The sequence below is a fragment of the Blastomonas sp. AAP53 genome (assembly GCF_000331245.1).
Lineage (GTDB): Bacteria > Pseudomonadota > Alphaproteobacteria > Sphingomonadales > Sphingomonadaceae > Blastomonas.
In genome coordinates, this window is sequence record NZ_ANFZ01000008.1 from 61,172 (window position 1) to 73,290 (window position 12,119).

At 61.5% G+C, this 12,119-nt stretch carries 10 protein-coding genes; 1 reads left to right on the plus strand and 9 read right to left on the minus strand.

All coding sequences use genetic code 11. From position 1 onward, the window contains the following. Positions 1-29: 29 nt before the first annotated feature. The 3 genes from D618_RS17940 to D618_RS0106785 all read right to left on the minus strand — a co-directional run bounded on the left by D618_RS17940 (position 30) and on the right by D618_RS0106785 (position 4,845). Positions 30-3,107, minus strand: a complete 3,078-nt coding sequence (locus D618_RS17940) for a TonB-dependent receptor (protein ID WP_017670743.1) — start codon at positions 3,105-3,107, stop codon at positions 30-32. A 134-nt stretch (positions 3,108-3,241) separates the two neighbouring features. After that, on the minus strand, positions 3,242-4,225 hold the full coding sequence (locus tag D618_RS0106780) for a FecR domain-containing protein (protein ID WP_017670744.1): 984 nt from the start codon (positions 4,223-4,225) through the stop codon (positions 3,242-3,244). Beyond that, on the minus strand, positions 4,222-4,845 hold the full coding sequence (locus D618_RS0106785) for an RNA polymerase sigma factor (protein WP_193746689.1): 624 nt from the start codon (positions 4,843-4,845) through the stop codon (positions 4,222-4,224). The genes D618_RS0106780 and D618_RS0106785 overlap by 4 nt, the downstream gene beginning before the upstream one ends. An 861-nt stretch (positions 4,846-5,706) precedes the next feature. Here D618_RS0106785 and D618_RS0106795 point away from each other — a divergent pair. Continuing rightward, positions 5,707-6,609: a LysR family transcriptional regulator gene (locus tag D618_RS0106795; RefSeq protein ID WP_017670747.1), complete on the plus strand. Its 903-nt coding sequence runs from the start codon at positions 5,707-5,709 to the stop codon at positions 6,607-6,609. A gap of 314 nt (positions 6,610-6,923) precedes the next feature. On the opposite strand, the gene D618_RS0106800 is transcribed toward D618_RS0106795, so the two are convergent. Genes D618_RS0106800 through trbJ form a run of 6 tightly spaced genes read right to left on the minus strand, consistent with a single transcriptional unit; the run spans position 6,924 to position 12,105 of the window. Then, positions 6,924-7,169 (minus strand): DUF2274 domain-containing protein, encoded by a 246-nt coding sequence (locus tag D618_RS0106800; protein ID WP_017670748.1) that lies wholly within the window; start codon positions 7,167-7,169, stop codon positions 6,924-6,926. Next, on the minus strand, positions 7,166-8,353 hold the full coding sequence (locus tag D618_RS0106805) for a TrbI/VirB10 family protein (protein WP_017670749.1): 1,188 nt from the start codon (positions 8,351-8,353) through the stop codon (positions 7,166-7,168). Before D618_RS0106805 ends, D618_RS0106800 begins: the two co-directional genes overlap by 4 nt. After that, on the minus strand, positions 8,350-9,324 hold the full coding sequence (gene trbG / locus D618_RS19305) for a P-type conjugative transfer protein TrbG (RefSeq protein WP_081590449.1): 975 nt from the start codon (positions 9,322-9,324) through the stop codon (positions 8,350-8,352). The genes D618_RS0106805 and trbG overlap by 4 nt, the downstream gene beginning before the upstream one ends. Beyond that, a complete protein-coding gene (gene trbF / locus D618_RS0106815; protein ID WP_017670751.1) occupies positions 9,321-10,004 on the minus strand; it encodes a conjugal transfer protein TrbF in 684 nt (227 codons plus the stop codon). Before trbF ends, trbG begins: the two co-directional genes overlap by 4 nt. 2 nt (positions 10,005-10,006) lie before the next feature. Beyond that, positions 10,007-11,323, minus strand: coding sequence for a P-type conjugative transfer protein TrbL (gene trbL, locus D618_RS0106820; RefSeq protein WP_017670752.1), 1,317 nt, complete (start codon positions 11,321-11,323; stop codon positions 10,007-10,009). A 5-nt stretch (positions 11,324-11,328) separates the two neighbouring features. Next, entirely contained in the window at positions 11,329-12,105 is a 777-nt protein-coding gene (trbJ, locus tag D618_RS0106825; protein WP_051041281.1) for a P-type conjugative transfer protein TrbJ, read from the minus strand. Between the last annotated feature and the right edge of the window lie 14 nt (positions 12,106-12,119).

Genomic DNA, 12,119 nt, shown 5'->3' on the forward strand with positions numbered 1-12,119 from the left:
GGGGAGGGAAAATCAGCGGTGAGGTCTTGTTACCACTGCTTCTTTACCTGGACCGCGACGAAGCGGCCCAGGATATCGGCGTTGGCCGGATCGTAGGCAAAGCCGAGCGACCGATCGACAAATGGGGGATCGCGATCGAACAGGTTCTGGATCGTCAGCGCGGCGCTGAGCCCGCGCCGCCAGCCGGTGGCATTGGTCGTCGCGAGACGAAACTGGACGTCGAAACTGGTCCATGCACCGATCGACCTGAAAGGCACGCTGATATTGTCGGTGTAGTCGCCGACATGGTTTGCGGCAAAATTGACGCCGAAATCGCGCCAGGACCAGTCAGCCGTTGCCCGCAGCCTGAAGTCGACAGGATTACCGAGCGTCCCGACTCGCTCGATCAGCGGAGAAACAGGTGTGATCTGATCCTTGAAGTCGATCAGGACCGACGCATTCGCGCTGAAGGAAAGCCGGTGTTCACCGACCGACAGGCGGTATCTCGCCGCCAGATCCATGCCCCGCACATCCACCCGCGCCGAGTTGACGAGCCGCGCATCCACGATGGCACTGAACACGGCAGGGTTGAGCGTTGGCTGGATCGTCGAATTGGGATCTGCGATCAACGCTGCCACGCGGGCGCGGTTATCGGCGTTGTTCACAGGATCGATGAAGGTGACGAACGGGGCGAAGATCGGGTTTGTCAGGGCCTGGAGAATGTTCTCGTTGGCGGGTTGCCCGATGCGGTTGCTGAAGCGGGTCTGGAAATAGGTCGTCTCGAGCGAGAAGCCTGGCCAGTTTGCTGGGGCAACAGTGACCCCGATCGTGAGCGACCTTGCGGTTTCAGGGTCAAGCTCCGGATTGCCGCCGCCCAGCGAGATGACCTGACGGTTGCCGCCACCGATCGCTGGCAGTTGCGTGTTCGAGACGCGAAACGCATCGCGCACTTCGAAAAGCGCGGGCGCACGGAATGAACTGCCGGCGCTGGCGCGAACCGTGAGACCGGTCAGCGGTTGCCAGGCCAGGCCGATCTTGGGATTGATCGTGGTCCCGAAGTCGGAATAGCGCTCGGCCCTGACCGCTGCTGACAGATCAAGACGCTCCACACCCGGCACCGCATTGTCTGCGCCGACCAATGGGGCAGCAACTTCCGCAAAGGCCGAAAGGACTGTTCGGTCTGCATCGATGGGTATGCCCGCGGTTGGTGTGCGTCCCGACAGGAAGCTGACTGTGGCGCGCGAAAAGTGTTCGCGGCGCGCCTGCAGTCCGACCGCGAGCTTGATGGCCCCACCTGGCCCATCAAACACTGTCCCGTCTGCAATCAGGCTGCCATTGAGGAGACCGCTGCTGAAGCGTTCCTGGATGAAGCCGGTCCCGATAAAGTCGAGCACGGCACGGTTGTTGCTCCGGCCCTCGCCGAACGGGTTGAAGAACCCGTCTCGCGCGGTGCTGAAGGGTGTCAGTGGGTCGTCGGGCGTTGTTCCGAGTGCTTCATTGAGGGCTGTTGCATTGAGGATATTGTCGTTGCGGCGCTGGTCTGTCTGGCGCGCGGCCGAGACAAAGCCGTCGACCTGCCAGTCACCGCCCAATTCTGCGCGAAGGCCGGTCGTCACCGACCAGGCCTCAACCTTGCCACGCGTCTGCAAGGGGCCCAGGTCCCGGTCGAACAGATAGGCGATATTTGTCACCGCGCTGCCGTTCGGCGACACGAAGAACGGATTGGCGCGGGTGACGGACATGACAGTGACCGAGGGCTGGGCAAGATGCTCAAAACGCCGGTGTGCATATCTGCCCTCGGCATAGGCAATGATGCCATCCCCCAGCTGTTGCTCGCCCGTCGCGTAAAGGCTGTGCCGTGTCTGTCTTGGCAGCAGGTCCACCTGTTCGCGAGGGCTGGAAAGATTTTGCCCAGGTACGAAATCCTGAGGACGCAGGGCTGTTCCGTCCTGACCCGACGGAATGGCGAAGGCCGGAACAAAGGTCCGGAGCGCCGGATCGAGGACAACGACAGTCCCGGGAGACGAGAAAAACAGGCGGTAGTCGTTGCCACCCAGCGGCCGCAGGTCGGCCGAACGCGTATAGTCTCGCGATGACGAACTCAGCGCTTCGCGACGCTGAAACTCGTAGGCAGCCAGAGCATGGCCGGTTTTCCATCGGGTTCCGATCAGCTGGCCGAGCTGGACATCCTGGCTTGCGCCCCGTGTCACGCTGCCCAGCCTGTAGCGCGTCTCGGCGCCTTCGTAGTCTCGGCGGAGCAACAGGTTGACGACGCCGCCAACCGCATCGGAGCCATAGAGCGCCGATGCGCCATCGGGCATCACCTCTATGCGCTCAACCGCAGCCAGCGGGATAGTAGACAGATCGGTAAAATCACCGCGCCCGCCCGATCCTGCTACCCTGCGCCCGTTGACCAGCGTGAGCGTCGCATCCGAGCCCAAGCCGCGCAGATTCACGCTGGATCCTAGCCCGAGATTGTTGATTGTCCGGTCGCTGCCCGTCAGGCTGGTGTCCTCGTTGGCAGTGCCGCCGAAGTTCTGGGGCAGCAGTGCCAGCGCTTCGGCGACTGTCCCGGTGCCGGTTCTCTCGATGTCCTCTGCCGTCAGTTCGATGAGCGGAGAGACGGCCACGCCCGATGCGCGGATATTGCTGCCGGTGACAATGATCTGGGCCTCGTTCAGAGGCACAGGGTCCTGGGGCCGCGCAGCAGGCGTGTTCGGGACTGTCGCCGGCGTGGGCCGCCGCCGGACGCGTTCCTGCGGCACCGCTGTTTTGGGCTCGGACTGCGCCACCAGCACGATGACGTTGCGCCCCCGCTTGCGGATTGCAATGCGCTGGCCGGACAGCAGGACCCGTAAGGCGTCGTCTGCATCCATCCGACCTCTAAGCGCAGGCGCCCTCCGGCTGGCGACAAGCGTTGAAGGATAGAGAAGCTGGCGACCGGTCAGGGCGATATACTGGCGCAGCGACTGATCGAGCGAGCCTGCCGCGATATCGAACTGGTGGGTCTGGGTTCCGGTTTGTGCATAAGCGGGCTGTGCAGCGGTCAGCGCCAATACGCCGGATGTCGCCAGCACAGCTCCGGCGATTGTTGGAAACTGCAGCTGCAGCCTTTTGCGATTGGTCATGTCCCTTGGCCTCCCTCGTTGTTGCTTTCAGCGAGACGCCCGTTTCCCCGGGCTTTTCTCCTGTCTGCTTTCAACGATGCGAGCGGGGGGTCACCCTCATGCCCTCATCAAAAAACTTGCGTGAGGCTATACCGTCACCGGTCCTCCAGCTCGATCGAACCGTCTTTCAACGTGACGGCCTGCAGCGGATACAGCGCGGTGACCGCATCGATGAACGCCTCGACATCGCCAACGGCAAAGCCACCATTGACATGCTGCCCGGCGCATTGGCGGCTTTTCAAGACAAGCTTGGTGCCGGTGTAGCGGTTGACCTCGGCAACCGCGTTGATGAGCGGTGTATCGCGAAACTCGAGGCGCCCTTTCGTCCATGCCGAAATCATGGCTGTGTCCGCAGCAGTGACCTCGCCCGGCCCGCCGGGTGTAATCCGGACAGCCTGCCCAGGAGACAAGGCTATTTCTGATGCTGACCTGACAGACCGGGCCATCTGCACGGCGACCTTCCCTTCCACCAGCGCTACCGCCACCTCGTCGCCCGACTGTTCGACCTCGAAGCTGGTTCCCAGTGCCATCACCCTGGTGTGGCGGGCGGTCACGCTGAAGGGATTGAGCGGGTCATGCGCCACATCAAATAGCGCGCGCCCCTTTTCCAGAAACACGGTCCGGTCCTTGCCCGGCCCTACGCGGAGGCGGGTATCGGTATCGAGATGGACGCGGCTTCCATCTTCGAGGCGAACCAGCCGTTGTTCGCCGGTGGCTGTTTCGTAGACCGTGTCCCTGGTCATGAACAGGAAGGTGGCGCAAGCCAGCATGACGATCAGGACAGCAGCTATGGCTGCCCTTGCAGTTGGCATAGTCCGGGCCGGTTTGGGCTCTGTCTCGAGTGCCTCTGTCACGGCTGCAGCGATGTCGGGGTCGTTGGCAAGGTCCAGGCTCTTGCGCCAGTGCGCTTCGAGCCGGTCGTAGGCTTCGGCATGGCCGGGCATTCGTCGCCATGCAAAAAAGGATTCAAGGTCGGCAGTGCCGACCGTACGTGAATTCAAGCGCGTCAGCCAGGCGGCGGCGTCGCGGTCAATGTGTTCGGCGTGCGGGTCTTGACCCTCGGTGGAAGTGTCGCTCATCTTTCCAGCTGTTCCGAGCAGAGCAAAATCGCCTTGCGCATGCGATATTCGACTGTTTTGATCGAAACGCCAAGCTGCTTGGCGATCTGCGCATTGGTCATGGCGGTATATCTCGACAGAAGAAAGATGCTGCGCAGATCAGGCGGAAGGTTGAGGATCGTCTGCTTCAGCGCCAGCAAATACTCCTGATCGCCCTCGATCGCGATTTCGTCCACCCGGTCAAAATCGTTGGCCGGCATGCGAGCGTTGCGCCTGAACTGGTCCTTCGCAAGGTTGAGGGCGATGCGTAGGAGGAGGGCTTTGGGCCGAAGGCCTGCGTCTTCGTCACTGTACCGGGCAACCCGCAGATAGGTGTCCTGGATCACATCGTCGATCTCGATCGCCGCACTGCCCAGCCTGTAACGCAAGGCCCGGCGGAGCCAGGCAAAATGGTTGCGGTACAGGCTTTCAAGTCCTGGCCCTGAACCGGCAATCTCTTGCGCATTCTGGCTTTGCGGGTGCATCGGTTGGTCAGCCATGGCAGCAGCAATCCCTCCAGACGAGGGGCGCGTGCGTCGCCTTGACGGCTGCCAGCAAGCCTGTGGTCTGACAGGCCGTCTCTGCGTCACGGCTCTGTCCACGTGTCGGAGCATGCAAGGCCTGGCTTGCAGTCCTTGCTTTCCAACGGCTGTACAAGGGTTTCCACGCCCCGCTGCCGGACCAACCGACAACACGCAGGAGAATCGCCTGAACCGTGATCGCGCGCAACCGGAACCGCGCGAGGGAAGAGGGGCCGGGTGTTGGAACCTCGTGTACACTGAGGCCCGCTAGTTGCTTAGGATGCGCTGCCGACATGTGCGGCAGAACCGCACATCTCCCCCGGCTTCCAGCATCGAAACCTGTTTCACGGCACCCGGCCCAATCTCCATACCGAACCGTGTGCGCCCTGCGAAGCATCTCGTCGGTACACCAAAAAAATGCTGTGGGCAGGATCGGGTCCCGAAGACAGATGAACGGTATCCGCCAAAATTTGGCGCACACTGCGCAGGAACCTGAGCATCCTCCGCCACTACCATGCCAACTTCGTTGTATTGGCATTGGCTCATGGCAGACCGTGACAATCCTGTATGATTCGCCAAAACCCGGCGTGAAAACGGCGTCCTATGCGTGGCCCAGGCAAAGGGTCGGCGTGCCATCGGCAGAATGTCGCACCTTTGCCAGCGATCGTGTCGGGCTGCGTGCGTGCGGGGTCTATGCCAGGCGGCCGCCGATTGCCCGTGGTAGCGGGCTCTGCGGCCCTTGCGTGCAGGCGTTGGCGGCCTGATCCGTATGGATATCGACATGGCTGTTTCCCTCCTGGGTTTTGCCATGATCGCGGTTGCGTGGAATCATTGTCCCGATGGCTTGGTCTTCCGCAAAAATGTGCCCTAGTGGCTTTTCTCGCCCGATGCCTTGCTTCGGGTCATGCACGCTGCGGGCTCGCCTGGCGCTGTCTGGCCGGCATGCTTGAGCTGCGTCAGCTTCTCTATGTTCTTGCCGCTGTCGATCAACGCAGCTTTGCCCGCGCAGCCAGCCAGTTCCAGATGAAACAGTCCACGCTCAGCCGAAAGGTGATGCGGCTCGAGGACCAGCTTGGCTTCCGGTTATTTGACAGGACCACACGAGGCGCAAGACCCACGGCCAACGCGCGTGCCTTCCTCGAGGAAGCCCGTCAACTCGTCGATCAGGCAGCCCAGCTCGAACTGCGCGCGCGCGCCCTGCGCAATGCGAATGGTCCGCGTCTGGCGCTTGGCTACAGTGGGCAGCTCTTTCGCAGCCACATGGGCGCCCACCTGTATGCGTTTCTGCGAGATTATCCTGGTGTCCGGTTCGATGGGGTGGAGCAGGACCCCGATGGCTTGCTTGACGCCCTGGCCTGCCGGAAGGTTGATGCCGTCATCGTTCCTGCAGGCCGGGGCGGTAACAGCCTGGCCTGCCTGCCTGTATGGACGGAGCCCTTGCGGGCGTGTTTCGCTGACGGTCATCGCTTGGCTGACCTGTCGGTCCTGCGCTGGTCTGATCTGGCAAACGAGCACCTTTTGGTGGCTGGCACGTGCGCAGGTCCGGTCTTGGTTGATCTGATCCGGAAACAGTTTGCAGGGTCTCAAGATCCTCCACGGATCACCGTGCAGGATGCGAGCAACGAGACGATTTGCCGGCTCATCGCATTGGGCAGCGCCGTGTTCATTGAAGGCGTCAGCGCATTTGGTAAGCCTGTGCCGGGGCTGTCGCTGCGGGCGATCGAGGAAGATGGTGCTGAGGCGAGTCTCTGTTATGTCCTCCACTGGCATCGGGATAACAGCAATCCGGTTTTCCGCCGGTTTTGCGGGATGATGGCCCACGCGCTGCCTTCTTTCACCACTTGATGATCGCCTGCTGCCTGTGCTGCAACTTCGCTGCAGGAGATTTCCTCGGGGCGTGTGACGTCATCATAAGGCACCCTGGGCAGATGGTAGATCCATTTCCCACTGCGGCTTCGGGGACCTTTGAGCGTGGCGCCGCCGGCGTGCGTGGGCTTGGCAGGCGGACCGCGCCTTGCTGGACGTAATGGAGAAGCATCCTGTCTTCTTGCCCATATTTGGGAGGCATTTGCCGCTCTGGGCTCCCAGGCCGATGATGGCTCGGGCATCGGCCGACGCTGCAGCTGTTGATAAAATCCGACCTGTATTCTCTTCCGTACTCAACAACTTTTGTCGATCGCCACGGATCTGCGCTGCTTTTTTTGCCGGGAATAGGATCGGTCTGTCGCGATGAACCTCTCGATCATTACAGGGACAACGCGTTCTGGCGGCGGCAACCCTGCGGTCTGGCCCGCGCCAAGCGCTGCGCAATAATCCAGCAGTTCGCGGTGGAGCCTGGCAGGGATTTCGATGTTCAGCCGGACAGGCTTTTCATCAGCGATGTCGGCAAGCGAAAGCCTCGTCATTGCGCGTCTCCTATAACAAGGTCGCGGGTCACCATGACCCGGACCGGAGACCCTGGCCGAATGGTCAGGGTCGGCCGCACGTTGAGTTCGCGCGCGACGATCTGTTCGCCTGCTCTGTTGAGGCTGTCCTGCGATCCGCGCCGAAATGCTCGAACCAGATTGTCGTCGCTGCCGACGCCAAATTCTGCGCCGGCACCCAGCAAGGTCGAGACCAAAGCTGCCCTGAAGACACCTGCCCAATGATAGTCAGTCTTGTCTGCCAGCCCAGAATACCCTGATACATCCGCTGCCGGTTGCAGGTCGAGCGTGACCGAACGTCCATCAGGCATGATCAGACGGGTCCAGGCAAGCTGGATCCGATTCTGGCCAAAGCTGACACTGGAGCTGTACTCGCCGATCAGCCGTGTTCCCTGCGGTATCAGAAGTGTCTTGCCGCTGATGCTGTCGTAAACGTTCTCGGTGACCTGTGCTGTCACCAGGCCAGGGATATCCGACTTGATTCCAGTGATCAGGGCGGCTGCAATGACAGAGCCTGCATGCAGTACACGTGCTGCTTGGGGGGCCTGCAGGTTCTGCGGCTGTCTGGTGTGAAGTCTTTGCGTCTGGTCTTCTGCCTGCGAGGTCGGCAAGGCGGGACTGGCCAGATCCTGCAGCTCCGGCTGCCTCTCGGGTGCATCCCCGCGACCTTCAAAGAACAGGCGGCTTGCTCGGGCAGCGTCGCGTTCCTCGCCGATGTTGTCGCGTCGTTCCGGCAAACTGGCAGGCTGCGCCAGGACTGGCGGTATCGGGTTTGCAGGCGGCGGCAGGCTTGCGATCTGTGGGCGAGTGCTCGCATCAAGGATGGGCTTGCCCAGGTCGCCGGGAAGCGGCGGACCAAGTTTGGGAACATGCGTGTAGTCGCCACGGCCACTTGTGAAGGCCTCAGGAACTGCAACACCTCCGATGTTGAACAACTCTGTGGCCGGTTTTTCGGCTTCGGGCAGCAGGGCATAGATCAGTGCGCCCGCCAGGATGCAGCCGCTGACGGCAGCGGCAGATGCGATGGCCTTGCGCGACAGGCGCATGACGCGCGGTGGGTCGTCGCGCAACCTGATGACACTGTCCGGCTCTATGGTGCCAGGCTTGCTCACCTTTTCCGGCTTTTCGTCGGCCGCGTCCGTATTGGCCGATTGCGCTTCGTTCATGATGCTTTCCTTCGGCGGGCAACAATACGGACTTTGTCCTGACGCTTGCGCCCTCCCAGCCTGAGCTCGGCTGCCGCGAACAAGCGATCGACAATCATGTAACGGCCAGCAACCCGGTAATTCACGAGCTCGGCGTCGCCCGAGGGGCCGAGCGCAAACAGCGGAGGCAGTTCGGTGCGGGCGTTGTTCGGAAACTCGACATAGACACGGATTCCGTCGTCAAAGGCGCGGACCGGTCTCCAACCGGGCTTGTCGCCGGTAATGACATAATCGAAATCGAGACTGGCAATGTCGAGCCCTGCTGCAATTGGCGCGGCATTCACAGCGGCAACCTGCGCTTGGCGCAGCGCGATGAGATCGTCTTGCGGATAACTCCACGAAACCGATGCCATGTAGACGGTGGCATTGGCCCGTAGCTCGACATGATAGGTGCGACGGTCCGTGTTGATGACCAGATTTGTGGTAATGTCGCTGCGCGTCGGCTTAACCAGGATATGCACTTGCTGGGCAGCGCCAGTGCCGCTGACGGTATCACCGATCAGCCAGCGCACTGTGTCGCCTGCAGCCACAGGACCCGGGCCCACCAGACTCTCTCCGGGTTGCAAGGCGATGTCAGTGACCTGACCCGGTTTTGCGTAAACCTGGTAGAGCGATCCTTCTGAGAACGGAAAGCGCTGGATGGCGTTTGCAAAGCCTGCGCGATCCGGCTCTATCCGGGCAGCGTCATTAGCCGCCCCCACCCTGTCGACCGGAGCGGGGTGACTCTGGGACGGGCGGGAGCGGCTCGCAGCTGCGGGAGGCACGCGCTGCGAATGGATCCGGCTTGCAGCCGAATCGGCAGGGTTCCATCGAGTGGGAAGCGCGCCTGATCCGCCAGGGCCGATATCGGCCAAAGCAGGACCGGCATTGAACCCCGACGCATGCAGGAGGAAGGGAGCAAACAAGAGTTTGCGGATATGTGCGCGGTTCATGATGCAAGCTCCTTTGACCAGTTGATGGCATGGATGAAAATTCCCAGCGGGTTCTTGCGCAGCGTGTCTGGCCTGGTCGGAGTCTGGATCACCACCGTCACGATGGCGCTCCAGTTGCTGGTTTCCGCAAGGTTGCCGTCGCGGTACTTGCGTTCGGCCCAGGCAATGCGGAAGCTGGAAGGCGAAGCACGAATGACGCTTGTCACGTCGACCGCGACTTGTTCGCGCCCTATCCTGGTAAAGGGATCCTGGGTTCTGGCGTGATCATTGAGCGTGAGCGCGCCCTGGTCGGTGACGAAGTCGTACGCCCTGAGCCAGTTCTGTCGGACAATCACGGGATCGGTAGGCAGGCTCCGCACGTGTTCGACGAAGCGCGCCAGATGGAACGCGATCTGCGGGTCCGAGGGGATATAGCCGATGTCGGCCCGGGCCACGGCTTGCGCCTCTCCAAGCTTGTCGACTTGAACCACCCATGGAACGATGGTGCCGCGCGCACCTTGCCAGATGATGCCGCCTGCCAGGACACAGGAAAGACCAAGCGCGCTGAAGCAGGCGTATCGCCAGTTGCGCGCTTGCACCCGTGCCGATCCGATCCGATCGTCCCAAAGCTGTTGGGCGCGCTGATAGGGGGTTTCTGCTGCGGGTGTCTTGGCATAGCGGATGGATGCGCGTCTAAACATGGTCAATCCTTCTGTGAGAGGTCGATGGAAGCTCCTAGTCCGCCGCTATCGCCTGACTTGAGCGTGTGCGCCGCGATCGTTGCGCCATGTGTGATGGTCTGGCGTTGCCGCATGGATGTGGCCCATGCCGGAGCTCGGCTGTCACCGTGCATTGTGGCTGCTGCCATGTCTGGGGCTCCGGGCTTGATGGTTCCGCCGGCATTGACGATGGCAGCGCGTCCGCCCTCGCGGAACGCATGCTTGAGCGATTTGCCAGCGTTGCGCAGAGGCGACATAGCAGTCCCGCCAGCCGCTTGCCCGACGGCCTTGACGCCAGCACCCACGGCTCGAGGCCCCGTTTGGCCTGCCGAACCCATCGCATAGGCGGTTACGGCACCACCAGATGCCCTTGACGCGGTCAGCGCAGCCATGCTGGCCGTCGACACTGCTGCGCCTGCAACAAGCCTAGCGCCGCTGGCCCCTGCCGTTGCTGCACCGCCTGCAAGCAATGCTGTTCCCGCAGCAGCTCCGGCGCCTAGCTGCGGCCCGCCTGCAACTATGCCATTGGCAATGCTGGGTCCGAATATGCCGAGCGCCATCAGCGTCAGGCTTGCCAATACGATCGACAGCGCGTCTTCAATCGTGGGTTCTTGTGGAATCGCACTGATGAACTGGGCGAAAAGCGTCGAGCCAATGCCGACGATCACCGCGAGCACGAGAACCTTGATGCCGCTGGAGACGACATTGCCAAGGACACGCTCGGCCATGAAGGCGGTCTTGCCGAACAAGCCAAACGGAATCAGCACAAAGCCTGCCAGCGTGGTCAGTTTGAATTCGATCAGGGTGACAAACAGCTGGATCGAAAGGATGAAGAAGGCTGTGACGACCAGGGCCCACGCTGCCAGCAAAATCACGATTTGCAGGAAGTTCTCGAAAAAGCTGACAAATCCCAGCAGGTCCGCGATCGCATCGATCATGGGCCGTGCAGCATCGAGTCCGACCTGAGCAACCCTGCCAGGCTGCAGCAGTTCTGCGGCGCTGAAGCCCGTGCCACTGGCTTTCAGTCCAAGCCCGGCAAAGCTGTCAAAGACGATCCTTGCGAGCATGGCCCAGTTGCCGACGATATATGCAAAAATGCCGACAAAGAGGGTTTTCTTCACCAAGCGGGCCAGCACATCGTCTGCCTCTCCCCAAGCCCAGAACAGCGCGGCAAGGGTCACATCGATCACGATCAGTGTCGTTGCGATAAATGAAACTTCGCCAGCGACGAGTCCGAACCCGGAATCGATATAACGTGAAAAGACGTCGAGGAACCGGTCGACTACTCCTGTGCCGCCCATGATGCTCAGTCCTTTGCTTGTGCCTGGCGCAGTGGCACATATCCTCTGCCAGGGGTCAGGAAGCGGCGAAGCTGTTCACGCGCTTGTGCCTTGGCTGCAGCGTTGTTTGCCGCCTCCAACGATTGGGCCCTGCCCATCGCGGAAAAAGTCGCGATCAGATCCGAAAGCTGCTGGGCCTGCACGGCGAGAAGCTGATTGCCAGCCTGCGCTGCCTGCAGTGCTCCGGTGGACGACTGGCTGGCAGACAGCAGCGAATTGATCGCTTCTCGTGAGCCTTCGATGTTGCCAACCGCGCCCGCCTGAACCTTCAGTGCGTCCTCGAATGCCGACACACTGTCCTGCCAGCGCTGCTGGGCACGGCCCACCATCTGGCGTTGGTTTTCGGTCAGATCGATGTCCCGATAGGTCTTGCCGAAACCCTGTTCGATGGACTGTACATCAAGTGCTATTCCCTTGGCGCGGGCAAGCAGCTGTTGTGTCTGGCGCATCTGCTGCTGCAGGGGTTCAAGGACGCTGAGCGGGAGCCCTTCAAGATTGCGGGCCTCGTTCAGCAGTTGCGTTGCCTGGTTTTGCAGCATGCGTATCTGGTTGTTGATTTGCTCCAGTGTCCGTGCAGCTGTCAGGACGTTTTGCGCATAATTGGTGGGGTCATAGACAATCCCGCCCAAGCCGAACTGGGCTTGAGCCGGCAGCGCGGTGCAAAGGCTCGTTGCGGAGATTGTAAGAACAAGGCTCAACCAATTCGGTCGGCGCTTTTTCGGGGTCGATACTGGCATCTGCATGTCACTGCTCCTTG

Bases quoted from the DNA above. Each gene is read 5' to 3' on its own strand.
- D618_RS17940 (WP_017670743.1), bottom strand. From the start codon at position 3,107: ATGACCAATCGCAAAAGGCTGCAGCTGCAGTTTCCAACAATCGCCGGA.
- D618_RS0106780 (WP_017670744.1), bottom strand. From the start codon at position 4,225: ATGAGCGACACTTCCACCGAGGGTCAAGACCCGCACGCCGAACACATT.
- D618_RS0106795 (WP_017670747.1), top strand. From the start codon at position 5,707: ATGCTTGAGCTGCGTCAGCTTCTCTATGTTCTTGCCGCTGTCGATCAA.
- D618_RS0106800 (WP_017670748.1), bottom strand. From the start codon at position 7,169: ATGACGAGGCTTTCGCTTGCCGACATCGCTGATGAAAAGCCTGTCCGG.
- D618_RS0106805 (WP_017670749.1), bottom strand. From the start codon at position 8,353: ATGAACGAAGCGCAATCGGCCAATACGGACGCGGCCGACGAAAAGCCG.
- trbG (WP_081590449.1), bottom strand. From the start codon at position 9,324: ATGAACCGCGCACATATCCGCAAACTCTTGTTTGCTCCCTTCCTCCTG.
- trbF (WP_017670751.1), bottom strand. From the start codon at position 10,004: ATGTTTAGACGCGCATCCATCCGCTATGCCAAGACACCCGCAGCAGAA.
- trbL (WP_017670752.1), bottom strand. From the start codon at position 11,323: ATGGGCGGCACAGGAGTAGTCGACCGGTTCCTCGACGTCTTTTCACGT.
- trbJ (WP_051041281.1), bottom strand. From the start codon at position 12,105: ATGCAGATGCCAGTATCGACCCCGAAAAAGCGCCGACCGAATTGGTTG.